Annotated in this window: 19 protein-coding genes, 2 tRNA genes, 1 pseudogene and 1 riboswitch; of the genes and pseudogenes, 9 read left to right on the forward strand and 13 right to left on the reverse strand. The window is 72.6% G+C overall.

Translation table 11 applies throughout. The features are described from left to right. Positions 1-193: 193 nt before the first annotated feature. The gene (locus ACZ3IG_RS16140) at positions 194-2,329 is read right to left on the reverse strand and encodes an asparagine synthase-related protein (protein WP_467432493.1); all 2,136 of its coding nucleotides are present in this window, start codon (positions 2,327-2,329) and stop codon (positions 194-196) included. A 726-nt stretch (positions 2,330-3,055) separates the two neighbouring features. Here ACZ3IG_RS16140 and ACZ3IG_RS16145 point away from each other — a divergent pair. The 4 genes from ACZ3IG_RS16145 to ACZ3IG_RS16160 all read left to right on the forward strand — a co-directional run bounded on the left by ACZ3IG_RS16145 (position 3,056) and on the right by ACZ3IG_RS16160 (position 8,104). Then, the gene (locus ACZ3IG_RS16145) at positions 3,056-4,480 is read left to right on the forward strand and encodes an MFS transporter (protein ID WP_467432494.1); all 1,425 of its coding nucleotides are present in this window, start codon (positions 3,056-3,058) and stop codon (positions 4,478-4,480) included. Positions 4,481-4,545: 65 nt separating this feature from the next. After that, positions 4,546-5,772, forward strand: a complete 1,227-nt coding sequence (gene lhgO / locus ACZ3IG_RS16150; RefSeq protein WP_467433129.1) for an L-2-hydroxyglutarate oxidase — start codon at positions 4,546-4,548, stop codon at positions 5,770-5,772. 192 nt (positions 5,773-5,964) lie between these two features. Beyond that, complete coding sequence (trmB, locus tag ACZ3IG_RS16155; protein WP_467432496.1) at positions 5,965-6,771, forward strand: tRNA (guanosine(46)-N7)-methyltransferase TrmB; 807 nt, start codon at positions 5,965-5,967, stop codon at positions 6,769-6,771. Positions 6,772-6,808: 37 nt separating this feature from the next. After that, positions 6,809-8,104 (forward strand): PrsW family intramembrane metalloprotease, encoded by a 1,296-nt coding sequence (locus ACZ3IG_RS16160; protein WP_467432498.1) that lies wholly within the window; start codon positions 6,809-6,811, stop codon positions 8,102-8,104. Between the two features lie 58 nt (positions 8,105-8,162). On the opposite strand, the gene ACZ3IG_RS16165 is transcribed toward ACZ3IG_RS16160, so the two are convergent. The 5 genes from ACZ3IG_RS16165 to ACZ3IG_RS16185 form a co-directional block, all read right to left on the reverse strand. Continuing rightward, positions 8,163-9,209, reverse strand: a complete 1,047-nt coding sequence (locus ACZ3IG_RS16165) for a M23 family metallopeptidase (RefSeq protein ID WP_467432500.1) — start codon at positions 9,207-9,209, stop codon at positions 8,163-8,165. Between the two features lie 12 nt (positions 9,210-9,221). Beyond that, a riboswitch (cyclic di-AMP (ydaO/yuaA leader) is annotated at positions 9,222-9,379 on the reverse strand. A gap of 235 nt (positions 9,380-9,614) precedes the next feature. Next, positions 9,615-10,883 (reverse strand): PP2C family protein-serine/threonine phosphatase, encoded by a 1,269-nt coding sequence (locus ACZ3IG_RS16170; RefSeq protein WP_467432502.1) that lies wholly within the window; start codon positions 10,881-10,883, stop codon positions 9,615-9,617. Positions 10,884-11,075: 192 nt separating this feature from the next. Further along, positions 11,076-11,149 (reverse strand) — tRNA-Met (locus tag ACZ3IG_RS16175). A 51-nt stretch (positions 11,150-11,200) separates the two neighbouring features. Further along, complete coding sequence (locus ACZ3IG_RS16180; protein ID WP_467432504.1) at positions 11,201-12,421, reverse strand: alginate lyase family protein; 1,221 nt, start codon at positions 12,419-12,421, stop codon at positions 11,201-11,203. An 84-nt stretch (positions 12,422-12,505) separates the two neighbouring features. Further along, the gene (locus ACZ3IG_RS16185) at positions 12,506-13,636 is read right to left on the reverse strand and encodes a dihydrofolate reductase family protein (protein WP_467432506.1); all 1,131 of its coding nucleotides are present in this window, start codon (positions 13,634-13,636) and stop codon (positions 12,506-12,508) included. A gap of 337 nt (positions 13,637-13,973) precedes the next feature. On the opposite strand from ACZ3IG_RS16185, the gene ACZ3IG_RS16190 reads away from it, so the two are divergent. The 4 genes from ACZ3IG_RS16190 (at position 13,974) to ACZ3IG_RS16205 (ending at position 17,495) form a co-directional block, all read left to right on the forward strand. Next, entirely contained in the window at positions 13,974-14,501 is a 528-nt protein-coding gene (locus ACZ3IG_RS16190; RefSeq protein ID WP_467432508.1) for a DUF4232 domain-containing protein, read from the forward strand. A gap of 440 nt (positions 14,502-14,941) precedes the next feature. Next, the gene (locus ACZ3IG_RS16195; RefSeq protein WP_467432509.1) at positions 14,942-16,192 is read left to right on the forward strand and encodes a helix-turn-helix domain-containing protein; all 1,251 of its coding nucleotides are present in this window, start codon (positions 14,942-14,944) and stop codon (positions 16,190-16,192) included. Between the two features lie 267 nt (positions 16,193-16,459). Beyond that, positions 16,460-17,005, forward strand: coding sequence for a hypothetical protein (locus ACZ3IG_RS16200; RefSeq protein ID WP_467432510.1), 546 nt, complete (start codon positions 16,460-16,462; stop codon positions 17,003-17,005). Positions 17,006-17,156: 151 nt separating this feature from the next. Then, on the forward strand, positions 17,157-17,495 hold the full coding sequence (locus tag ACZ3IG_RS16205) for a hypothetical protein (RefSeq protein WP_467432511.1): 339 nt from the start codon (positions 17,157-17,159) through the stop codon (positions 17,493-17,495). Positions 17,496-17,948: 453 nt separating this feature from the next. Here ACZ3IG_RS16205 and ACZ3IG_RS16210 read toward each other — a convergent pair whose 3' ends face one another. The 4 genes from ACZ3IG_RS16210 to ACZ3IG_RS16225 all read right to left on the reverse strand — a co-directional run bounded on the left by ACZ3IG_RS16210 (position 17,949) and on the right by ACZ3IG_RS16225 (position 21,322). Next, positions 17,949-19,199, reverse strand: coding sequence for an oxidoreductase (locus ACZ3IG_RS16210; RefSeq protein ID WP_467432512.1), 1,251 nt, complete (start codon positions 19,197-19,199; stop codon positions 17,949-17,951). Then, on the reverse strand, positions 19,196-19,816 hold the full coding sequence (locus tag ACZ3IG_RS16215) for a zinc-binding dehydrogenase (protein ID WP_467432513.1): 621 nt from the start codon (positions 19,814-19,816) through the stop codon (positions 19,196-19,198). The genes ACZ3IG_RS16210 and ACZ3IG_RS16215 overlap by 4 nt, the downstream gene beginning before the upstream one ends. Before the next feature lie 94 nt (positions 19,817-19,910). Continuing rightward, complete coding sequence (locus ACZ3IG_RS16220; RefSeq protein ID WP_467432515.1) at positions 19,911-20,384, reverse strand: MarR family winged helix-turn-helix transcriptional regulator; 474 nt, start codon at positions 20,382-20,384, stop codon at positions 19,911-19,913. A 242-nt stretch (positions 20,385-20,626) separates the two neighbouring features. Beyond that, positions 20,627-21,322: a TetR/AcrR family transcriptional regulator gene (locus ACZ3IG_RS16225; protein WP_467432517.1), complete on the reverse strand. Its 696-nt coding sequence runs from the start codon at positions 21,320-21,322 to the stop codon at positions 20,627-20,629. 111 nt (positions 21,323-21,433) lie between these two features. Here ACZ3IG_RS16225 and ACZ3IG_RS16230 point away from each other — a divergent pair, with 111 nt between their 5' ends. Further along, positions 21,434-22,459 (forward strand): hypothetical protein, encoded by a 1,026-nt coding sequence (locus tag ACZ3IG_RS16230; protein ID WP_467432518.1) that lies wholly within the window; start codon positions 21,434-21,436, stop codon positions 22,457-22,459. A 139-nt stretch (positions 22,460-22,598) separates the two neighbouring features. Here ACZ3IG_RS16230 and ACZ3IG_RS16235 read toward each other — a convergent pair. The 3 genes and pseudogenes from ACZ3IG_RS16235 to ACZ3IG_RS16245 all read right to left on the reverse strand — a co-directional run. Beyond that, positions 22,599-22,671, reverse strand: a tRNA-Lys gene (locus ACZ3IG_RS16235). Positions 22,672-22,779: 108 nt separating this feature from the next. Next, complete coding sequence (locus ACZ3IG_RS16240; RefSeq protein WP_467432520.1) at positions 22,780-24,303, reverse strand: amino acid permease; 1,524 nt, start codon at positions 24,301-24,303, stop codon at positions 22,780-22,782. Positions 24,304-24,414: 111 nt separating this feature from the next. Continuing rightward, positions 24,415-24,846: pseudogene (locus ACZ3IG_RS16245) on the reverse strand (DEAD/DEAH box helicase); the annotation flags it as partial.

Consider the following 24,846-nt stretch of genomic DNA (forward strand, 5'->3'; position numbering starts at 1 on the left):
GAAGGGGGCGGGGTGGGGGGTGTCCGCCCGCAGCGGTTGGCGCGTCAACCCGCCGCACCCCCGTAAGCGACCGATTCCGCGCCGTTCCGAGGACGGACACCCCCCACCCCGGCCCCGACCCACCCACACAGGAGTGGGCGCTACGCGCACCCCCACCAAACCCCGCAGGCCGCCGCAGGCACCCCGCGCCCGCTCAACCGCCGGAGGCCAACGCTCCGCGCAACGGCGCGATCCCCGCCGGCACCGCCCGCGCCCGCGCCGGCGTCCCCGTCCAGCACGTCCCCCGCCGCGCCAGCAGCCGCCCCAGCCACAGCTCCAGCGACACCAGATCCGCCAGCCCGTCCAGCGGCAGCGCCTCCCCCGCCGCCGCCGACCGCACCGCCTTCCGCACCACCCTCGCCTCCACCAGCCCCGCCTCCGCCAGCAGCGGCCGGTCGAACACGTCCATCAGCGAGTCCGCCGCCCCCCGCAGCCCCGCCCGCGCGGTCGCCGCCGCCACCCCCTGCGTCGGCGTGCCCCAGCCCCCCGGCAACTCCCGCACCCCGGCCCCCTCCAGCACCGCCCGAAGGATCGCCGCCCGCGCCCCCGGCCGCACCCGCAGCGCCTCCGGCAGCGCCCGGCACGCCCGGACCACCTGGTTGTCGAGGAACGGCGTGTGCAACCGCTGCGACCGGATCTCCGCCGCCTGCTCCAGCACCCGCACCTCCGCCGCCTGCCGCGCCAGGGCGGCCCGCGCCCGGAAGTCACCGGGCCGCTGCCCCGGCCCCATCGCGGACCGCTGTGCCGCCGCCTGAAGGCGAACCGATACTTCAGCCAGTGCCTCCCCGGTCAGCCACCGCGCGGCGGGCCCGGGTCTCCCCCAGTTCAACGCGGCGAGCGACGCGCCCACCGCCCCGTCCCCCGGCTCGTCGGCGACGACGCGCCCCCGCAGCCGCTCCGCGAGCCCGTCGAGCCCCGCCCGGTACGGCGTCCGCGACAGCCGCCGGGCCGCCCCGTACACCCGCGCCGGCACCATCACCGACCCCACCGACCCGTCCGCCTTGGCCAGCGCCGCGACCGGCCGCACCAGATGCCGCCGCCGGCGGTCCATCAGCAGGTCGGCCAGGCGCGCCGGGTGCGCGTCCAGCACCTGCCGCGCCCCGTACCCCGTGAAGTGGTCCGCGCTGCCCGCCGCGAGCCGCGCCCGGTGCCGTGCCACCGAGACCAGGCTCGCCGCCGGTTCGTCCGTCAGCGGCCCGTCCAGTTCGGCGTACGGCAGTACCTCCGCGCCGCCCGCCACCACCACGTGGTGCAGCCGCGGGTTGGCCGCCAGCGCCCCCGCCCGCTCCAGCTCGGCCTCGCGCCCGCCGACCGCCAGGTCGTTGAAGGTGACGGCCAGCAGCCGCTCGCCCGCCCCCGTCCCGTGCCCCAGCACGGTCCCCGGCCGCCCCGGCAGCCCCGCCGCCAGCAGCGCGAGCGTCCCCGACGCCGGCCCGCCGGACAGGTCCGCCCCGATCCCCGGTACCGGCATCCCGCGCGCCGCCCGCCGCTCGGCCGGCCCCATGCCGGGCACCGGACCGGGATCGATGCCGTCCCCGGGAACGTGCCGGGGCGCGGCGAGCCGTGTCCGTACCGCCTCGACCAGCGCGTCCCGTACGCCGTCCACCGCGCTCTGCGGGTCCGCGGGCGGCGCCGCCACCGCCAGGGAGGCCACCGGTTCGTACCCGGCGATCTCCCGCGCCCCGGCGCGCAGCACCAGCGCATGCCCCGGCGGAACGCGTTTCACGCCGTCGTACGGGGTCGCGTCGTCCAGCGCCGCCGGTACGTCGGGAGCGGCGAGCAGCGCGGCCAGGTACGGGAAGTCGAGGTTCGCCTCGACGAGGTCGGCGAGGGGCAGCGCGGCGGTCGCGTAGGCGGTGCCGCCGGCCCAGGGGGTGTGGAAGACGGGACGCGCGCCCGCGAGGTCGCCGCAGACCGTGATCCGCCGTCCCACCTGGACCACGGCCGTGTAACTCCCGGACCAGGCGGTCAGATGCCGCAGCGCACCGCCGCGCGCCGCGAACAGCGCGACCCGCAGCTGCTCGTCGCTCGCGCCGCAGATGCCCAGGACGGCGATCCGGGTCTGCGGGTCGGCGCTCACCACGCGCACCTCGTCGGGCCGCCAGTCGCCGACCGCCCACAAGGGGTCGGGGTCGCCCCACAGGAGCTGGGAGCCCACGGGCTGCACGGTCTCCCCGTCGTAGCCGGTGGCTCCGGCGGAGCCGTAGCCCACGCCCCCCGTACCCCCCAAGTCCCCCAGGGCTCCCGCGACTCCCGCGGCGGCGCTGCTCCACCCCACCAACCACCGCATCGACGCCTCCACAGCCTGTGGACAACCAGTGCACCGTATGAACTGGTCCCCATGCTGCCATGAAGGGAGCGCGCCAGAGCGTCGGCGGAGCAGCTCGCACCGCCGTCACCGTGCCCTCGGGGCGCCCCGGCCGAGCGCCGGCCGTGCCCTCACCACGCCCTCGCGGGACGGCCCGCGAGGTCCTCGTCACCCGTTCCGGGGACGGTGTCCGCGACGCGAATGCGCCCCCGCCGCGCGCCCCCACGACACCCAACGCGCCCTCAAGTGCCGTGGTAGGACCGGTAGTACGCACAAACCGACGGGGCTTATTTTCAGCCAAATCACAAATTCATGACCGCGTTCGAACACGCTCCGTACAGGCTCTGCGTACCACCGGACCGCGTACGGTCCGGGAGACGGAGCGCGTCTCCCGGACCGGTCCGCCGCCCGCGGGGATATGAGGCGGCGGTGTCCCCCAGCCCACTGGATCCAGTACAGCGGGCCGACCCACGCAAGAGCCATGGAACCGCTCCCCCGGTGGCCGGAGTAGAGCGCACGGGCGGGCGCACGGCCACACATCGGGAGCACACGGCAACAGTCCGTACAGACCCCGCACTTCAGTACGGACCACAATCCCGCCATCCGGAACAATGCCCCTTAACGCTTGGGATGCGGCGAACTACGCTGGGTTTACGAATGCCGCGTGGTTATGCCAGCGCGGCAGCCGTCTGTGTCGAGGGGTGGCGCATGTCCAGGGAGCAACGCGGGCCGAACGAAAAGCTCGGCGCCGTTCTCGCCCTCGCGGGAATCAGCAACGCCGGACTCGCGCGGCGCGTCAACGACCTCGGGGCGCAGCGCGGGCTGACCCTGCGCTACGACAAGACGTCGGTGGCGCGCTGGGTGTCGAAGGGAATGGTGCCCCAAGGTGCGGCTCCGCACCTCATCGCCGCCGCCATCGGCCAGAAGCTGGGCCGGCCGGTGCCGCTCCACGAGATCGGCCTGGCGGACGCCGACCCCGCGCCGGAGGTGGGCCTCGCCTTCCCCCGGGACGTCGGCCAGGCGGTGCGCACGGCGACGGAGCTGTACCGGCTCGACCTGGCCGGCCGCCGGGCGGGTTCCGGAGGCATATGGCAGTCGCTCGCCGGTTCGTTCGCGGTGAGCGCGTACGCGACGCCCGCCTCGCGCTGGCTGATAACCCCGGCCGACAGTTCGGTGGCGCGCGAGGCGAGCCCGGCCGAGGGCTCCGGCGCACCGCTCAAAGTCGGCCACAGTGATGTGCGCAAGCTGCGGGAGGCCGCCGAGGACGCGCGGCGCTGGGACTCCAAGTACGGCGGCGGCGACTGGCGTTCGTCGATGGTCCCCGAGTGCCTGCGCGTCGAGGCGGCCCCGCTGCTGCTCGGCTCCTACTCCGACGAGGTCGGCCGCGCCCTGTTCGGCGCCTCGGCCGAACTGACCCGGCTGGCCGGGTGGATGGCGTTCGACACCGGCCAGCAGGAGGCCGCCCAGCGCTACTACATCCAGGCGCTGCGTCTGGCCCGCGCGGCGGCCGACGTGCCCCTCGGCGGCTATGTCCTGGCATCGATGTCGCTGCAGGCGACGTACCGCGGCTTCGGCGACGAGGGCGTCGACCTCGCGCAGGCCGCCCTGGAACGCAACCGGGGCCTGGCGACGGCCCGCACCATGAGCTTCTTCCGCCTGGTGGAGGCGCGGGCCCACGCGCGCGCGAACGACGCCCAGGCGGCCGGCGGGGCGCTGAAGGCGGCCGAGAGCTGGCTGGAGCGCGCCCGCCCCGGCGACAACGACCCGAACTGGCTCGGCTTCTACTCCTACGACCGTTTCGCCGCCGACGCCGCCGAGTGCTACCGCGACCTCAAGGCGCCCCGCCAGGTCCGCCGCTTCACCGAGCAGGCGCTGTCCAGACCCACGGAGGAGTACGTGCGCTCGCACGGCCTGCGCCTGATCGTGTCGGCCGTCGCCGAGCTGGAGTCGGGGAACCTGGACGCGGCCTGCGAGCAGGGCGTACGCGCCGTCGAGGTGGCCGGACGGATCTCCTCCGCCCGCACCACGGAGTACGTCAAGGACCTCCTGCACCGGCTGGAGCCCTACGGCGACGAGCCGCGCGTGGCCGAGCTGCGCGAGCGCGCCCGTCCGCTGCTGATGGCCCCCGCCTGACGCGAGTGTTCCGCTCCGGGTTTGAGGGCGTTGTCAGTGGCGCAGTGCAGTATCGAACCCGGGAGGTGGAACAGGTGCGGCCACAGAGTGCAGCCACGTACGACTGCGACGTGCTGGTGATCGGCGGCGGGATCGTCGGCCTGTCGACGGCGTACGCGATCTCGCGCGCCGCGCCCGGCACCAGGGTCACGGTCCTGGAGAAGGAACCGGGCCCGGCCCGCCACCAGACCGGCCGCAACAGCGGCGTGATCCACAGCGGTGTCTACTACCGCCCCGGCTCCCTCAAGGCCCGGTTCGCGGTGCGGGGCGCCGCCGAGATGGTCAAGTTCTGCGCGGAGTACGGCATCGCCCACGCCGTCACCGGCAAGCTGATCGTCGCCACCGACCGCGCCGAGCTGCCCCGGCTGCACGCCCTCGTCCAGCGCGGCCGGGAGAACGGCATACCGGTGCGGGAGCTGGGCCCCGCCCAGATCACGGAGCACGAGCCCGAGGTGCGGGGCCTGGCCGCGATCCACGTCGCCACCACCGGCGTCTGCGACTACGTCGCCGTCGCCCGGCAGCTGGCGGCCGCCTCCGGCGCGGAGATCCGCTACGGCGCGCAGGTGCGGCGCGTCGACCGCCGCCCCGACCTCGGCGTCGCCGTCCGCACCCGCGCCGGGGACGTGGTCCGCGGCCGGGTCCTGGTCAACTGCGCGGGGCTGTACTGCGACGAGATCGCCCGCCTCACCGGCGACGACCCCGGCATGCGGATCGTCCCCTTCCGCGGCGAGTACTACGAGCTGGCCCGCCCGGAGCTGGTGCGTTCCCTGGTCTATCCGGTGCCCGACCCGGCGTTCCCGTTCCTCGGCGTGCACCTCACCCGCTCCATCGACGGCGGCGTCCACCTCGGCCCCAACGCGGTGCCCGCCCTCGCCCGGGAGGGGTACGGCTGGGGCACGGTCCGGCCCCGCGAGCTGGCCGCCACCCTCGCCTGGCCGGGCTCCTGGCACATAGCCCGCAGACACTGGCGGTACGGCGCCGGGGAGCTGCGCCGCTCGCTGTCGAAGGCGGCGTTCACGACGGCGGTACGGCGGCTGCTGCCCGCGGTGACGGAGGACGACCTGGTGCCGGCGCCGGCCGGGGTACGGGCCCAGGCGGTGCTGCCCGACGGCACCCTGGCGGACGACTTCCTCATCCGGGAGACGCCCCGCGCGGTCCACGTCCTCAACGCCCCGTCCCCCGCCGCGACCGCCGCGCTGCCCATCGGCCGCGAGGTGGCCCACCGCGCCCTGACGGCGCTCGGACCGGCCTGAGTCCCCGCCGGGCCCGGGCCCGGGCCTCTGCCGAACGCCTGCCGGTCCCGGGCCTCTGCCGAACGCCTGCCGGTCCCGCCCAACGTCTGCCGGACCCGCCCAACGTCTGCCGGACCCGCCCGAGGTCAGCGGGACCCGCCCAACGCCTGCCGGACTGTGCCGGCGCCCCGTCCCCGTAATATCGATCCCACTGTGTCTGATTCGCACCCCACCCCCGCAGCTCCCCGGCCACCCCGTCGCACGGGCGGGCCCCGTTTCCCGGACGGCCCCCGGGCCGATCCCGCCGGTGACCACTTCGAGCGGCGGATCCGCAGCTTCCAGCCCCGGCGCAGCCGGGTCACCGCCGGGCAGGCGGACGCCTTGCGGAGGCTGTGGCCGGCGTGGGGACTGGACATCGACGGGCAGCGGGTCCTCGACCTCGCCGAGCTGTTCGGCGACGACCGCCCCGTGGTCCTGGAGATCGGCTTCGGCATGGGCGAGGCGACCGCCGAGATGGCCGCCGCCGACCCGGACACCAACGTGCTCGCCGTCGACGTGCACACCCCCGGCCAGGGCCACCTGCTGGCGCTGGCCGAGGAGAAGGGCCTGACCAACGTCCGGGTGGGCAACGGCGACGCGGTCATCCTGCTCGGCGAGATGCTCACCCCGGACTCCCTGTCCGGCCTGCGCGTCTACTTCCCCGACCCCTGGCCCAAGAAGCGGCACCACAAGCGCCGGCTGATCCAGCCGGAGTTCCTGACCCTGGCCGCCTCCCGGCTCCGGCCGGGCGCCTTGCTGCACTGCGCCACCGACTGGGAGCCGTACGCCGAGCAGATGCTCGACGTCCTCACCGCGCACCCCGCCTTCGAGAACACCGCGCCCGGCGGCGGTTTCGCGCCCCGTCCCGCGCACCGCCCGCTGACCCGTTTCGAGGGCCAGGGACTGGACAAGGGACATGTGGTGAACGACCTGCTCTTCCGCCGCGTACCGCACCAGGACCGACCCCCCGCCGGCGCCTGAAGCCGGGGCGGCGCCCCCTCTCGTCAGGATCGATGCCGTGGCCACCAGCTCCCCGTACCCGCCGGCACCGCCGCCCCCGCGGCACTGGTGGCAGCGCCGCTGGGTGCGCTACGGCGCCCTGGCCACGCTGCTCGCGCTCTCCGGTCTGGTCATCCTGGCGCTGGTGCGCGAGCAGACCGGCACGGAGGGCTTCCTGGTCGGCCTCGGTCTCGCCGTGCTGCCGGTCCCGCTGCTGCTCGCCGCCTTCCGCTGGCTGGACCGGGTGGCGCCGGGCCCCTGGCGCAACCTGGTGTTCTGCTTCGCCTGGGGGGCCTGCGCGGCGGCGCTGACCGCCATCGTGGCCAACAGCTTCGCGACCCGCTGGATAGCGACGGCCACCGCCGATCCGGCCGGCGCGGACACCTGGGGCACCACCGTGATAGCCCCGGTCGTGGAGGAGTCCGCGAAGGCCGCCGCCGTCCTGCTGGTCTACCTCTTCCGCCGGCACGACGTCACCGGGCTCCTCGACGGCGTTGTCCTGGCCGGCTTCACCGCCACCGGCTTCGCGTTCACCGAGAACATCCTCTACCTGGGCAACGCGTTCGGCACCGACCAGCTCACCGGGGGCAGCGGCATCGCCTCCGTCACCGCGGCGACGTTCTTCGTCCGCGTCGTCATGTCGCCGTTCGCGCACCCGCTGTTCACGGTGCTCACCGGCCTCGGCTTCGGTCTCGCCGCCCTGCGCGGCGAGAGCCGCCGGGCCGGGCGCGTCCTGCTCCCGCCGGCCGGCCTGCTGCTCGCGATGGGCATGCACGCGCTGTGGAACGGCTCCTCGGCCCTCGGGGAGTACGGCTTCTTCCTCGTGTACGCGACGTTCATGGTGCCGGTGTTCGGGCTGCTGACCTGGCTGGCGGTCTGGTCCCGGCAGCGCGAACTGGTCACCGTACGCGCCGAACTGCCCGCCTACGCGGCGGCCGGCTGGCTGACCCCGGCGGAGCCGTACGCGCTCGGCTCGATGCGGGCCCGGCGCCTCGCCCGTGCGCACGCCCGGCGCCACGCCGGGAAGGAGGCGGCACGGACGGTGGCGGAGTACGAGGCGTACGCGACCGAGCTGGCGTTCCTGCGGCACCGGGGCCGGCGCGGCCGGGCGGGCGCCGACTTCGTCGTACGGGAGCGGGCGTTGCTGCACGAGCTGTGGCGCCGCCGGGAGACGGCACGCCCGGCGCTGGCCCACGCGGCACGGGCCACGGCCCCGCCGACGCCGGCACCGCACCAGTACCCCAGGTACCAGCAGTACCAGCAGTACCAGCTCTACGCGCACCATCCGTACGCGCCCGTGAACCGGCAGCCCTGACGTCGGGGGGTCGCCGTCAGGACCGCCGGGGATCAGGTGTCCCGGACAAGGGGACGGCTCAGGGGGTGAGGCCCTTGCTCTGCAGCCAGGCCATCGGATCGATGCCGGAGGTGGAGCCGTCCGGGTGGACCTCCAGGTGGAGGTGGGCGCCCGTGACGTTGCCGGTGGCGCCGACGCGGCCGATGACGTCGCCGGTGCTGACCTTCTGGCCGACGCTGACGCTGATCGAGGACTGGTGGCAGAACCACACCTCGGTGCCGTCGTCGAGGGTGAGGATCGTGCGGTAGCCGTAGGAGCCCGCGTACCCGGCCTCGGTGATGGTCCCGGAGTGCACGGCCTTGATGAGGGTGCCTGCGGGCGCGGCGAAATCGAGGCCGGTGTGGTAGCCGGAGGACCAGTAGGCGCCGGCCTGCCCGTAGCTGGAGGTGATGGTGTACGAGGAGGTCGGCAGCGCGTACTGCTTGGCCAGCTGGGCGAGCCGCGCGGCCTCGGCCTTCCGCGCGGCCTCCGCCGCCGCCTTCTTCTTGGCGGCGGCGGCCTTGGCCTCGGCCTTCTTCTCGGCCTCGGCGGCGGCAGCGGCGGCCTTCTTCTCGGCGGCGGCAGCAGCCTCTTCGGCGGCCTTGGTCTCGACCTGGTTCTGCTGCTGCTCGGCCTGCGCCATGATCCGGGCGCGGAGCGACTCACCGGCGGTGGTCGTGCCCTCCTCGGTGTCGTCCGAGGCGACGGCGGCGATGCTGCTGAGCGGCGTGGCCGACCCCTCGTCCGCCGTGTCTCCGGCGGACTCGTCGTCCGAGATGATCGAGCCCACGGACGGCAGGTCGGGCATGGAGATCGACACCGGCGGCTTGCCGGTCTGCGCGCTGGCCATGCCGCCGGCGCCCACGGCCGCTATGACGCCGACGCCGAGGACGGTGGAGCTGCGGGCCAGTCCGCCGCGCTGCTTGGCGACCCGGTGCTTGCCGCGCACGGGACGGACGGTGTCGGCGGTGGGGTTCCACTCTTCGAAGGGGCCCTCGTCGGGGCGGAAGGCGCCGTAGCCGAAGGTTGCGGGGTCGTGCTGGTTCGGCACGAACGGGGCCTCGGGGGCAGGCCGGTTGGACGCCACGTGGGCGTGCTCCTTTCCTTCCGTCTCCGCCTACCGGGTTAGCTGACGGGTTCGGAGCGGGAAGGTCTCCTACGCGCGTATACAGGCCGTGTCTCCACGGTCGGATACGCCCGATTCACCCCAAGGTGGTGGTTCCCCGGTTCCCTTACGGGATTCGGCGCGTGCGCACGGAGCCGCCTTCTGTGACGGCTGGGACGACCGCGCTGCGTTATCGAACGTTAATAGAAGCGGGGCGCTGTTTCCAAGCCGTTCCTCTTGATCATTAAGCTTCTCGGCCGGGAGCAAGGCCGCACGGAGGGCGAAAACGGGGCGAGTTGACCGCGTTTCAGTACACCCGCACAGCGGTCGGTTCCGCCGCTTGAAACTGACCGTGCATCAATTGTTATGCGGAGGGCTCCCACCCCATCACCCTTCGTGACCACAGGCGCCCCCGGACTCGTCCAGGCCACCGGACTCGTCGGCGCCGCCCGGATCGGGCCGCCGTACGGCGAGCAGCGCCATGTCGTCCGCCATCCCGCCCCCGGAGTGCCGGCGCACGTCCTCGGCGAGGGTGTCCAGCAGGTCACCCGGATGCCGGAAGCGCCGGCCACCGAGCCGCGCCACCGGATCGTAGAACTCGCCCCGGGCGTCCCGGGCCTCGGTCACCCCGTCGGTGTAGAGCAGCAGCGTGGCCCCGGCGGGGAAGGCGGTCTCCTCCGCGCGGTCCGGCCACACGCCCAGTTCCCCCATGCCGAGCGGCAGCGCCGCGTCCCGCGTGGTCAGGGCGCGCAGGCTGCCGTCGGCGTGGCACAGCAGGGGCGGCGGATGCCCCCGGTTGACGACGCGGGCCACCCCGTCGCCGTGCGGGAGTTCGACGAGGACGGCGGTGGTGAACCCCTCGAAGGCGTCCAGTCCCTCGCGCCGGGTGCCCTCGCGGGCCAGCGCCCGCTCCAGCCGCTGCGCCACCGCCTCCAGCGTCGACTCCTGCTCGGCGGCCTCCCGGAACGCCCCGATCACGACGGCGACGGCGGCCACCGCGCCCATCCCCTTGCCCCGCACGTCCCCGACGATCATCCGCACCCCGCGCGGGCTGTCCTGCACCGCGTACAGGTCGCCGCCGATGAAGGCGTCCGCCTGCGCGGCCTCGTAGCAGGCGGCGATCTCGAAGCCGCCGAGCCGTTCGGCGGGCTCGGGCAGCACCGCGCGCTGGGCCGCCTCGGCGATCTCGCGGGCGGTGGCGAGCCGCTCGTCGTTGCGGCGGACCAGGGCGTTGACGAAGACGGCGAGGACCGCGACCACCGCGATGGTGACCAGCTCGGTGACGGAGTCGACCTGGTGGGCGACGCCGAGGCCGATCTGGAGGGCTATGACGACGGCGACGGTGACCACCCCGGTGAGCACGGTGCCGCGCCGCGAGTAGAGCGGGGCGGCGGTCAGGGGCGCGGCGGTGTAGAGGGGGCCGGCGGTGAAGTACCGGGGCGTGAGCAGGTCGTAGGCGGCGCCTACGGCGATCAGCAGGACGGGCAGGAGGCGTACGAGGGTCATCCGGGCGCCGCGCCGGACCCGGCGCCGTCGGCCCGGGGCGGGCGGCACGGGCACCGGGGCGTCGCCGAGGCCCGGGTCGGGCACCGGGTCGCCGGGCAGCCGGCCGCCGGCCCTGGCGTACGGTCCCTCGTCCACGTCACCAGGCCGCACCGCTCGCCTCCCGCCACCCATGTACGTAGCCGCCGCTTGCCGTCCCGCCCGTCCAGGGTTCCCGGAGCGGGGGCGGGCGGCGAGCGGTGGGGGGCCGTCCGGATGACGGAGAACGCCGGAGCACCACGGCCGACGGGGCTCGAACGCACCGATGGCCGGGCCCCTCGGAAGGGACCCGGCCATCGGCCTGAGTAGCGGGGACAGGATTTGAACCTGCGACCTCTGGGTTATGAGCCCAGCGAGCTACCGAGCTGCTCCACCCCGCGTCGGTGTGTCACCAGTGTAGACCATGTCCGGGGTGATCAGCACATACGTATCTAGCGCCCGGGATTGCGGGCGTGGGTGAGCGTCTCCCAGGAGACGAAGAGATCGTCGGTGCCGGCCGGGCGGGTGCCGGCGGCGAGCTTGTGCGCGGCGGGGACGGGGACGTCGAGCCGGTTCTCCAGGTGGTTGAGGGCGACCTCCAGGTCGGGCCCCAGGTTCCGCTCGGCCTCGCCGCCGCACAGCCAGGCCGGCACGGTGTCCGCCCGCTGCTGGCGGGCGTGCAGCGCGAGGGCGGCCTTCAGCCGGTCCTTCACCTCGGCGTAGAGGTCGACGCCCTGGTGCCAGGCGGTCTCGGCGATGTGGGCGGTGGCGGCGATGGAGTGGCCGACGTGGGCGAAGTCGCGGCAGGTCTCCTGGGTGACGCCGTCCTTGTACGTCTTCTGCCGGTGCCAGTACGAGACCAGCCGTTCGCGGGTGGCGATGCCGCTGCCGGCCGGGGTGAACGGCAGCTCGCCGTCCTTCTCCAGGTAGAAGTAGGCGGGGACGCGGTCGCGGAAGCGGCGCAGGGCGTGGTCGAAGGTCTGGTGGTCGTTCAGGAAGACGGCGGCGGAGATCGCGCCGTCGGTGGCGATCAGGTCCTGGTGGCCGCTCTGGTCGGGGACCTTCTTCGTCAGCCGGGGCAGGTGGGCGGTGCGGAGCATGTCCTCGAACCGCCGCACCCGGTCGGCCGGCCAGCCGGCGCCCGGCGTGTGCCGGACCAGTTCGGCGGCCCGCGCCCAGGTCGACGCGGTCCACCCGGCCTGGAGCCCGGCGTTCTCCCCGGTGTGCTCCTTGAGCTTCCCGGACCAGGCGTCCATGATCTGCCGGGCCTTCTCCGCGTGGGGCCGCTTCCCGGTGACCGAGAACAGCAGGGCCTGCGTGTACGCGGCGATGGCGTCCTCGCGCTCCTCCTCGCACCCCCGGCCCGCCTTCTTCCCGGCGGGGCAGTGGACCGTAGCGAAGGGCCGCGCCCGGTGCCGGTAGGACCCGTACGGGCTGTCCCGCATGGCCAGGTACGCCGAGAGCCACGGCTGCCGCCCGGCGGTCGTGTTCTTCCGTACGGTGTCCAGCTGGGCCTCGCTGACCAGCACGCCGGGGTGGGTGAACTCCGCGTCGGCGGGCAGCGCCCGCGCCATCGCCCGGCCGGACTCCTGACCGCACCCGGCGCCGGCCACCGAGACCAGGACCGCCGCCACCAGCGCCGCCGCCGCCCGTCTGCGCACCGCTGTCCTCATGCCCACCTCCGCGTCGTCGGTCACTGGCAGCGTGCCGGTGCGGGCGGCGGGGCGCAGGGCGGGTTGGGCCGATCGGCCGTGCGGTCAGCCCACCAGATGACGGTTGGGCTCCTTGGCGCGGGCCTCGTACTCGGGGAGTACGACGACCCGGGCGCCCTCCGCGGCCAGCACCCCGCTCCCGTCCGCCCCGGTGACGAAGGTGTCCGGCTCCCGCCAGGCCGTGACCACCCGGCGGACGCCCGCGCCGAGGATGAGCCGGGCGCAGGGCGTGGGCCGGGAGGCGCGGCGGGCGCAGGGTTCGAGGCTGCTGTAGACGGTGGCGCCGGCGAGCCTCGGGTCGGTGCCGCTGATCTTGGCGAGGGCGGCTTCCTCGGCGTGCGCCACGGGGTCGCTCCCCTCCCGTGAGTGGCCGCGCGCCAGCTCGGTCCCGTCGGCGGCGACCACGACCGCGCCGACGCTGAACGCCGTCGTCGAGGGCGGGCACAGCGCCGCCAGCTCGCAGGCGAGCGCCAGCCAGTGCCGGTCGGCGGCGGTGGGGGCGGCTCCGGTGCCGGGCGCGGTGGGGACGTAGCGCGTCAGCACGACGTCCTCGATCTGCCGGGTCCCGACCAGGCGGAGGCGTCCGCGCTGGTAGTCGCCGGGGCCGAAGAGGCGGGGCGCGGCCGGGTCGCCGACCAGCAGCGGGGCGAGGACGAGCTGGAGTTCGTCGGCGAGGCCGGCGCGCAGGAGTTGCGTGTGGACGGTTCCGCCGCCCTCGACCATGAGCCGGCGTACGCCGTGGTGGTCGTACAGGTGTTCCAGTACGGCGGGCCAGTGGATGCCGGGCCCGAGCGGAACGATGCCGGCGGCGATGTGCAGGGCGCGGGCCCGCTCGGCCCCCTGGTCCGTGGTGAGGAGGACCTTGTCCCCGCCGGTGTGCCAGAAGGCGGCGGCCGGGTCCAGCTCGCCGGAACCGCTGACGGTGACCTTCAGCGGGAACTCCGGCCGTCCGGCGGCGAGGCGGGCGGCGCGGCGCTCGGCGGAGTTGACCAGCAGCCGGGGGTTGTCGGCGCGGATCGTGCCGGCGCCGACGAGGATCGCGTCGGCACGGGCCCGTTCCCCGTCGACGCGGTCGAAGTCGGCCGGGGAGGAGAGCAGCAGGCGGTCGGGGCCCGTGTCGTCCAGGTAGCCGTCGAGGGAGACGGCGGCGGAGAGGAGGACGTACGGACGGGACATCGGCGCGGTCCTTCGGTGCACTGGGGGACGGCTGGGCTCGGTTCGGTTCGGTTCGGCTGGGCTCGGCTCGGCGGCGGCCGCTCCGGCACCATCCTCGCCCATCCCCCGTTCTCGCCGGGAGCGTCCGGCGGCGGTGGGAGGGCGTACCGCCCCTGTCCACCCGTCCCGGCACCCCATTCCAGAGGGACGACGTCCTGGCAGGTCAGAGGCTGTTCCAGCGTTCCAGCGTCCCTCAAGGGCGGGCATCCGTGGCGGCCGGGACGGATCACGGCGCAAGCTGCGGTCAGGTCAGCAACCCGCCGACCGAACGACCGACTTCAGCAGTCTGGAGAATCCGATGCGCTCGCGTCTCGCCACCCGTTCCGCCCGTCTCGTCCTCGCCGCCGCCGCGGCCGCCGTGGCCCTCACCGGCGCCGCGACCACCGCCGCCGTCGCCGGCACGGGTGCCAGTGCCGCCCCGCGGGTCTGCACGACCAGCGACCTGACCTTCAAGGTCACCGCCGAGACCCAGGCGGGCGGCTACGACCTCGTCACCGCCAAGGCCAAGCGCGGCGTGACCTGCACCCTGGAGGGCCTCTACCCCTCCGCGTCCTACGGCTCCTCCGCGTCCACCGCGGTGTCGCCCGCCGAGCAGAGCGTCGGCGAGGACATCGTCCTCTCCGGCTCCAAGGCCGCCTACGCCGGCATCAGCCCCAAGACCACGAACACCGACGGCGGCATCGAGTTCGACCAGATCCACCTGTCCCTCCTGGGCGACGAGTCGAACGCCGTGACCCTCGCCCTCCCGCACACCGTCACGGTCGACCAGCCCATCGCCACCAACTGGCACGCGGCCAAGGCGGACGCGGTGCCGTTCGCGGGCTGATCCTGACGCCAGGCCCAGCCGTGTACGCCGACGCGGGCCGGTCGGCAGCGGCTGGGCAAAGCGGAAGGGACCTGCGAACTCCGGTCCGCGAACGGCCGATCGGCGGGGCCGGGCGGGCGGAGCCCTGACGAGAGTCTGTCCTGGCCCGTCGGCCGGGCAAGGGCCCCGACAGCCGGCGATCGTACGGGGCGGGGTCCGGGCCGACCGATCCGGCCCGGACCCCGCACAGCAGTTGACGGTGCCCCGATCCGCGTCCGTAGGCGCTGTGGGACTGCGGCGCCGCCGCACTCCTCCTCCGCTGGCATCACGGCCCCGTCGCCGTCGGGGCCGTTTCGTCATACCCGGCTACTGCAAAGCGCAGAGCCACCTCGACACCGGCACAGCAGAACGGCCCCGGCCCTACTCTGGACAGTGCGACCCGTACAGAGAGAGGCGAGGCCATGCCGTCTGACGCTGCTCCGGACCCGTACGCCGACCCACTCGTCTTCGGACAGCGACTCCAGATCCTCCGCACCCGACGCGGACTCACCCGCGACCAGCTCGGCGGATTGGCCGGCCGCTCGGGATCCTGGGTGAAGGGCGTGGAGACCGGCCGGCTGAAGACGCCCAAGCTCGACGTAGTGCTTCGACTCGCCGAAATCCTCAGAGTCCGGGACCTCTCCGACCTCACGGGGAACCAATCCGCGCACGTCGATCTCTTCACTGGCCCCGGCCACCCTCGCCTGCCCGAGGTGAAGGCAGCCGTCGATGCCTTTCCCCTCGGCGCCCGGCGGGAGGCCCCGTCGGCCGCGCACCTGCGGGCCCGCCTTGCGCGCGCGTGGTCTGCCCGACACTCGGCTCCCCACCACCGCGATGTGATCGGCGCGTTGCTTCCGGACTTGATCCGGGACGCACAAGCAGCGGTGCGACAGGCCGAGACGAGCGCGGACCAGCGGGCAGCGCACGCAGTCCTCGCCGAGACCTACTCATTGGCGCAGTTCTTCGTGGCGTACCAGCCGGACGCCGCGCTGCTGTGGCGCGTTGCCGAGCGCGGCCTGATCGCCGCGCAGGAGTCTGAGGACCCACACGCCATCGGTGTCGCCGCGTGGCTCGCCGCACAGGCCCACCGAGACTCGGGTCCGGCACATTTCGATGCGGCCGACGAGGTCACGCAGCAGACCCTTGCCTTCCTGGAGCCGCTCCTTTCCGACGCCTCCGACGACGTCCTGGCGATCGTCGGTGCGCTGACATTCGAGGCTGGGTACACGGCGGCTCGCCGCGGTGAGACGGGCACAGCGTGGCGGCACTGGGACAAGGCCCGGGACCTGGCGACGCGGCTTCCGGAGGAGTACTACCACCCCGTCACCAGCTTCTCCCAAGCCATCATGGGTGCCCATGCCGTCACCGTCGCAGTGGAGCTTCACCACGGCGGAGAGTCCGTTCGGCAGGCCGCCGCAGCGGACGCTGTACTCATCCCGTCCCGGCCTCGCCGGGCCCGCCACCGGATCGAGGAGGCTCGCGGCTACCACCTCGACGGCCAACCGGACGCCGCTCTTGCCACACTCGCCAAGGCACACGAAGCCGCTCCCGAGACGATCAAGTACAACGGCTACGCGAAGCGGATCGTGCTGGAGGAGACAGAGGCGAAGAGCCCGGCGCGACGCCGACGCGCTTCGGAACTGGCGGTGAAGCTGGGTCTTCTCGCGGCGTGAACGAGGGGGCACAAACTGTGCCCCTGCCGCTTCGGCCGGGCTTCTACGGTCGCGTGTGTGAGACGTAGCACACCGACCGTGGAGGTCTCGACCATGCCGCATGGAGCCGCGCACCAGCGCCCCGCACAACCAGCCCTCCGGCCCGTTGAGACACAGACCGATGCCGCGGTACGTACGACTGCCTACCGGCGGCTGGCCGCCGAGAACTGGCTGCTCTCCGCAGACCCGTCCCACCAGCGGGCCCGAGCGGAGTGGAAGGCCCACGGCATGGCCATGCTCCCCCTCGGCTCCCTCTTCTCAGCGGTGCGTATCCCCGGCCGCCTCGTCCAGGCCGTCGCCGCAAGCACCGATCCGCTCGATATCGATGCCGTCCTGGACGAGGTACTCGGCGGTGGCCCGGTCATTTGCGACGTCTATGGCCCGCGCTACTACTCGTTGGTACCCGCGAGCGCGTCGAAGGCGTGGCAGCGGGCTGCCGAGGACTGGCGGAGCCACGAGGTCGAGTGCCTCGGGCAGGGCACGTACCTGGGAGTACCGCGGCTGGACGCCGTGTCCTTCCCTCACGTGGGCGCCAGGGCCTACTGGTCAGTGCCCATGGAGTCGATGGCCTCTCTGTGCAGACCACTCGCGGTCGCCCGCCTCGTCGCCGCCGGAGTGCACGAGCTGAATGAAGACCGGCCACCATGGCCCGCGGATGCTCCGCTCACGTCGCGCCAACCCGCCGGAAACAGACCTGACCGGGGCAGCACCCGACTCGACGGTGCCCGGCTGGTGCCCACACTGCCGTCCACAGGCCACGCCCAGCAGCCTTGACGGCGCCCGCGGCACTCTGCCGAAGACGTCGAACACGGGGCGTGGCGAGTGCCTAGACTGGCCGCTTCGCACGGAGAGGACCACGATGCGCCCTGAAAGCTTTGTCCCGTTTGTCATGGACTGCATCAAGAACACGCCCGGGGTGGCGCGCGTGCAGACACTGGAAGAGGCGGGCATCACCACATACCCGTTCGGCTTCGTCGTGGCCGTCGGCTCCAACGAGGTGCAGTGGCAGGTCACCGGCCAGCTCGCTGACGGCGAGAAGCACGACACCCCCACTGCCGATGTCGACGGCGCCCCTGCCCCTTGGGCGGACAGCACCGTCCAGGACGGCGGCGAGGAGTGGCTCGCGGCCGTGATCGGCCGGGCCGAGGCGCCGCAGATCGCCGCCATCGCCCGGTGGTCCACGAGAGAGGGAAGCCGTCCCGACCACGTCGGAGTGACCGTCACCTTCCACAACGGCGCCAAGGCATTCGTCCGGCGCATCTGAGACCTCCGGCGCGTCCCGAATCCGAGCGCGACGGAGAGCACTACACATCAGCACCATCCCGTCGAGCGGAGAACTGATCATGTGCGAACACCGAAACGGACACCGGTTCGATCCCGGCCAGTGCTCATCCGCCTGCTCCGTCTGCGGCGCCTGGGTCGGCGCCGAGCCCGGAGAGCCCGCCGCGTACCACCAGACCCCCGGCACTCGCGAGACCTGCCCGGGCAGCGGCCAGCCCACCGTCTGATCCAATCGTGCCGTAGCGCTATGCGGCCTCGGCCGACGTCCTGTCGGCCGAGGCCGCTCCGCGATCACACACAAGGAGAAACGGATGGCCCCCTGCGCGCGAACCGGGCCCCCGCCCGCGCGCAGGAGCAGGCCCGCACGCGGGCCAGTGGCGGTGCGCGCCGCCGTCGGTGCATCGTCACATCGTTCCGCTGGGCCGAGAGCCCGGCATCAGGCCGATCTCTCTTGACGGTAGCGGCGAATCGCACGGGATCGCCGGTATTGATCGACAACGAGGGCGGCGACCGGGGCGAGTGTTCGTCCTGAACGGCCGCGGCTGAGGTCATGGATTCTCAAGGTGATGCTTGCCTGTATCGCTGCCGCGCGCAGGGATTTGGTTCGGATCGCAGAACAAGGGGCTGTGACCTCGCCGTCCTCGCCCACGAGCCAGCCAAGAGGGCTGTCGGGCTGTTGTGCGAGTGCCGTCGCGACACCGACAAGCGAAAACCCGCGCGCTATCACTTCTTCCGCGACCTGCGCCCGGCGGATACCGCCGGTGAGCATGAGAGGAACAGAAGAGTCCGCAACGAGTTGTCCGGCGAGTTCGAGGAAGTAGGCCTCGCGCTCCAGGGTGCGTCCGTCTGCCGGATGACCGGCCGTAGCCAGCGATTCGACGCTCCCGCCCGACAGCTCGACGAAATCGACACTGTCGCCGAGCCATTCGATGACGTGGTGTGCGTCATCAAGGTCGAAGCCGCCACGTTGGAAATCTGCCGAGTTGAGCTTGACGGCGATGCCGAAACCCGGGCGTACCCGCCCACGGACAGCCGCCACGACATCGAGGAGCAGACGGGCACGGTTACGGAGGCCGCCTCCCCACTGGTCGGTCCGCTTGTTGACCAGCGGCGAGAGGAACTGGGCGAGCAAGTACCCGTGCGCGGCGTGGATCTGGACACCCGCGAACCCTGCCTGCTCCGCGAGTTCCGCCGTCACCGCGAACCGTTCCACGGTCTCCTCGATGTCGCTCGCTGTCATCGGCACCGGTGTCGGGAAGAGTGTCGACAACCTGCCGGCGTCGACGGGCACCGCCGAGGGTGCCAACGCCCGCGAGCCGGTGTCCCGCCGGACAACCCGCCCGGGATGATTGATCTGCATCCAGAATGAGCTCGTTTCCGCCGCAGCCGCCCATTCACGGAAGGGCGCAAGGTCACTGGCGGCGTCCAAGATGATGCCGGTCGGCTGTGCGACGGCCGAACGGTCCACCATGACGTGTCCCGTCAGCATCATTCCCACACCTCCCCTGTCCCACGTGCGGTAAAGCGTCACGAGGCGATCGTCGGGATGGCCTCCCCTGCCCGCCAACTGCTCCTCCATCGCGGCCTTCACCAGGCGGTTGGGCAGAGTGATGCCGGAGGACAGTCGCAGGGGCGAGGCGACCGCCGGTGCAGTGTCTCGCCCGTGAGTGTGAAACCCGGACGTCATCGCTGAACAACCAGCCTTCCGACGGTCCGTCCCACACGGTTCTCCTCGGCTGCCGCGGTGGCGCCCTTCGGCGTCAGCGGGAAGGAACGAGCGAGACGAACGCGCACTCGGCCGCCTTCGACCAGTTCGTTCACATGCGGCAGCAGGCCCCCGGAAACCCTGGGGAAGACGGGGACGTACTGCACTCCTCGCGGTCCCGCGCCCCGCAGCCTGCGAGCGGTGATCGTCGAGAGGAGCCGGGTTGTGGAGGCGGGTGTGACCACACTGTCCTCGTCGCGCGCGATCGTGACGCATCGCCCTCCCGGCCGCAGGACGTGCTGCGCGTGGATCCATTGCCCGCGACCGCCGACGCGGTCGATCACCACGTCGAACGAGTCCGCGCCGAAGCCGGCCGACCGATCGCTCTCGTGCCTGTCGCTGACTTCGTCCGCCCCCGAGGACCGCACGAACTCCCGGTTTCGTGCGCTGGTGACCCCCACCACGAAGGCCCCGGCCGCCCGTGCCATCTGGACGACGAAGTCACCGACGCCTCTGGCTGCCCCGATCACCGCGACACGCGTTCCGGCCGCGACCTGGCCACGAGCCAGGCACGCCATCGCTCCGTAGCGGGTCTGCACGATCGCCTGCCGAGTCCGAGGTACCACACGGGAAGTCATCGAGCAGCCTCTTCGAGTAAGAACCGGTTCACGCAGGTGATGACTGCGGTCTTGCTCATCGCTTTTCCTTGTCGTTGTCTCCCGCAGGGGGAGGGGTCGAGTCCAGTTCGCTGGTGCCGGTGACCACTTCGAGCAGCAGCGCGTGCAGGCGCAGCCGGCTCTCACGGTCAAGGCGGGCGAACGGAGAGTGCAGAGTGGTGTGCGCGATGATGCGGTCACGCAGCGCGCAGCCGGCGTCGGTGAGCTGGATGACCTTCACGCGCCGGTCAATGGGATGAGGGACGCGGCGGACCAGGGCGCGCTTCTCCAGCCGGTCGATCATCGACGTCGCTGTCGAGGCATCACACTGCAGCCGGTCCGCCAGCCGACGGGCGGTCATCGCCTCCCCCCGACTCAACCGCCAAAGCACATCGGTCTGCGTATCGGTCAGCCCGGCCTCCCTGGCCAGTTCCTTCAGCTCACCGCCGATCTCTGTGCGGATCGCGAACAGGCAGTCGATCAGCTCTTCGTTCAGGCGTGTGTCATCCACGCCAGGACAGTACATGGAAATTCCAATCATTGGAAGTTCCATACATATCGGGGACGGCTCCCTACGTGCCGCGCCTCCGCACCCCCGAAGCGGGGCGTCACGCGCACGCCGCGGCCGCGCCTGGCCGCTCGGCGACTACACCCACCGGCACTGGATCGACGAGCCCTGGCGTAGCCGACTTGCCCGCGAGCCATCCCCAGATGCCCTCTGACCGGTCGTGAGGGCCCGTCGACCGCCCGGACTCACCTGGCCGATCCGGTGTGCGTGCGCGGCGCGCTCTGCTGGTGCGAGGTGCGCCGTTCGGCGGCGTCGAACGCGGGTGCCAGTGGGGCCAGTGCCGCGCGGAGTTGCTCCGGCAGCGAGCCGGAGGGGACGACCAGCGCTTCGGCTGCGCCGCTCCCGTCGGCCCCTGTGGTTCCGACCGGCTGGAGCCAGCTCTCCAGCGCGATACGCACCGCCACGGCCACGCTCGCCGCCAGCACGCGCGCCGTGTGCACGCCGGCGCCGGCCAGACGTCCGGCGATCACCGTGGCGAGAGGAGACTCGATGCCGGCGGTGGCGGCGAGGAACGCTTCACGCAGGGCGGGCCGGGCGGTGATCAGCGGCAGCGCCTCACGGGCACGCTCACCGGTGTCCGTGTACTGCTCGATCACCGCTCCCGTGACCGCTTCGGCGAGGCACACTTCCGCCGGCCGGGCCGCGACCGCCGCCGCGACGCGCGCCTCGCGGTCCGCGGTGACGGCGGAGACGATCGCCTGATCGCGGCTGGCGAAGTAGTTGTTGTAGGTGCGCGGCGAGACCCCAGCGGCCTCGGCGATGTCCTCGACCCTCACCTGGTCCGGCCCTCGCTCCACGGCCAGGCGCAGGGCCGCCTCACGCAGCGCCGCACGCGTGGCCTGCTTCTTCCGCTCTCTCAGCCCCGACGGTGGTGTTGTCACGGTGACAGCGTCACACAGACAGATGCGCGCCCGCAATATTGCGTGCGCGCACCTTTTTCTGCCAGTCTCGTCCCGCCCCACCCGGGGAGCGCCAGAGAAGAGGACGTCACCATGCGTGCAAGAGGAATGACGTACGACACCGGATTCGTCGTGGCCGGCCGGGATTCCCGCGAGCACCTCGACCCCGCAGTCGTCCGCCGCGAGCTCGGCATCATCCGCGACGACCTACACTGCAACGCGGTCCAGATCATCGGCGGTGACCCGGAGCGGCTGGAGATGGCCGCCCGTGTCGCCGCCGAACTCGGCCTGGAGGTCTGGTTCTCGCCCTATCCGCTGGAGCTGGACCCGGAGCAGATCCTCACACTGTTCCGCACCTGCGCCGAGCGAGCGGAACGGCTCCGGCAGCAAGGGGCCGCCCTCGTGTTCGTCGCAGGAGTCGAACTGAGCGTGATGAACCGCGGCTTCCTGCCCGAAGGAAGCCCCGAGGAGCGGGTCGAGCAGCTGATGAGCCGACCCGAGCGACGGGCCGAGGCGATACGCGACCTCGGCGTACGCGTCAACGCGTTCCTCCGCGACGCCGTGGCCACGGTCCGCGAGCACTTCCAGGGCAGGCTGACCTATGCCGCCATCCAGTTCGAGCAGGTCGACTGGACCTCCTTCGACATCGTGACGTACGAGCTGATCCGCTCCGCCGAGGTCGCCGACCGGTTCCGGGACGCGGTACGGACCCTGACCCGAGGGCCGAAGCCACTCGCCGTCACCGGGTTCGGCACCGCGGCCTACCGGGGCGCGGGCGACCGCGGCGGACGGGTACTGGAGGTGGTCGAGCACGACCCGGCGACCAAAGCCCCCCTACGACTGAACGATGTGTACGAGCGTGACGAGGCCGGCCAGGCCACCTATCTGAGCGAACTGCTGGAGATCTTCGAGACGGAGGGCGTGGACAGCGCGTTCGTGTTCCTGTTCGCCCTCCCCGGCTACCCGCACCGCCCCGGCGGTGACCCACGGGACGACCTGGACCGGGCCAGCCTGAGCATCGTCAAATGCCTCGAAGGGCACTCGGGTCAGACCTACCCCGGCTTGGGATGGGAACCCAAGATCGCCTTCACGGCCGTGGCCGAGCGGTACCGGAGATGACCGCGCCTCTGCGCCGGTGAAGGCCAGGCAGCGGGCGTCCGGCGCGGTCGGGCCAGCGGCGGGCCGGTTCCGCCGCCGGGCGGACCCCGGAAACGACCGGACCCCAGCTCAATAAGTATCTGAGCTGGGGTCCTTCCGGTAGGCCCTGTGGGACTCGAACCCACAACCAATGGATTAAAAGTCCACTGCTCTGCCAATTGAGCTAAGGGCCCAGGCGGATGTTGCCGATGTTGCCACCCCGAGCATAGCCCCACGTGGCCGCCGAGCCGATCGGGTATCGGGGACACGGCCACGTCGGGGGCGCGCGGAGGGGGGAGTTGTCAGGGATCGACCGGCTCGGGGGCGGCCGGGCGGGAGCGGGTGCGTTCGTGGTCCGGGTCGAGGAACCAGTGCCGGGCCGAGGCGAACCACCAGGTCGCCGCCGAGCCCAGGACGACCAGGACGGCGACCGGGGCGTAGTTGAAGGTCTCCCAGGTGACCGGGGAGACCTGGGGCAGCATGAAGAGGACCGTGATGACGGCGACCCAGACCACCGCCGCCACGCCGACCGCCTGTGACCAGCGGCCCAGGTGCCACGGGCCGCGTTCGAAGGCGGCGCCCTTGCGGACACGCAGCAGGGTCGGGACGACGTAGGCGATGTAGAGGCCGATGACGGCGATGGAGGTCACCGCGGCGTACGCGGTGACGTTGATCAGGTACGGCAGGCCCAGCGCCAGCGCGGCCAGGGCGGCGAGCCACACCGCTGCCACCGGGGTGCGGGTGCGGGGGCTGACGGTGTGCCAGACGTGGGAGAAGGGCAGCGCGCCGTCGCGGGAGAAGGCGTAGATCATGCGGCTGTTGGCGGTCACGGACGCCATGCCGCAGAAGAGCTGCGCGCCGATCACGACGAGGAGCAGGAGCTTGCCCGCGGTCGCGCCGAGCGCGTCCAGGAGGATCTGGGCGGGCGGGGCGCCGGTCGGGGAGGTCAGGGCACCCTCGTAGGACTGGATGGCGAAGGTGAAGCCCAGCAGGAGGACGAAGCCGGCGATCCAGGAGGTCCAGATGGAGCGGACGATGCCCTTCGGGCCGGCCGTCGCGGCGTCGCGGGTCTCCTCCGTCATGTGGGCGGAGGCGTCGTAGCCGGTGAAGGTGTACTGGGCCATCAGGAGGCCGAGGAGGACGACGTACGGGCCGCTGCCCCAGCCCGTGTTGTTCACGAACTCGCCGAAGACGAAGGACGCCGACTGGTGGTGGTCGGGGGCGAAGGTCAGGGCGCCGACGATCACCGCGACGCCCACCACGTGCCACCACACGCTGACGCTGTTGAGCAGGCCGACGATGCGGACGCCGAAGGTGTTCAGCAGGCCGTGCAGGATCAGGATCGCGGCGAAGAGGAGGATCGTGCGGCCCGGGGTGACCTCGAAGTCGAACTGGAGGTTCAGGTAGGCGCCCAGGAAGGACGCCGCGCCGAAGTCGATGCCGGCCGTCACCGCCACCTGGCCGAGCACGTTGAACCACCCCGTGAACCACGCCCAGGCCGCGGCCGTACGCGGTGGCGCGAGGCGGTGGGCCCAGAAGTACAGGCCCGCCGAGGTCGGGTACGCCGAGCAGATCTCGGCCATCGCCAGGCCCACGAGGAGGGTCATCAGGCCCACGGCCACCCAGCCCCAGGTGATGACGGCGGGGCCGCCGGTGTTCATGCCGAAGAGGTAGAGGGTCAGGCAGCCGGACAGCACCGAGATGATCGTGAAGGAGACCGCGTAGTTGGAGAACGCCGACATGCGGCGGGCCAGGACCTGGGTGTAGCCGAGCTGGGCCAGCCGTTCCTCGTCCGACGGGCCGTTCGCCCGGGCGTCATCTGTCATGACCCCAGCGATTCCCAGCCCTTGAGGGTGACATGCGCCACAGAGGCGTACGAAAACGCCGTGGCCCCCACCGGTGTCGGTGGGGGCCACGGCGCTCAGTGCCGGTGTGCGTCAGCCGTTGCGCTTCCAGCGCGGCTTGTCGTCACGGCGGCCGAAGGACGAACCCCGGTGGTCGTCGCGGCGGCCGAAGGGACGGTCGTTGCCGCCCGAGCGGAAGCCGGGGCGGTCGCCCTGGCGGTCACGGTTGAACGGACGGTCGCTGCCACGGTGGCCGCCACGGTCGTCGCGGCGGAAACCGCCACGGTCGCCGTCCCGACGCTCGAAGGAGCGTCCACCGCGGTCGCCGTCACGGCGGTCGGTGCGGTCATTGCGGTCGGTGCGGTCCGTGCGGTCGTTGCGGTCGTCACGGCGGAAGCCACCGCGGTCGTCACGACGCTCGAAGGAACGCCCACCACGGTCGTCACGGCGGTCGTCCCGACGGTCACCACGGTCGTCGCGACGGAAGCCGCCACGGTCGCCGTCACGACGGTCATCGCGACGGAA

The sequence above is a fragment of the Streptomyces sp. NPDC016677 genome (genome assembly GCF_055562815.1).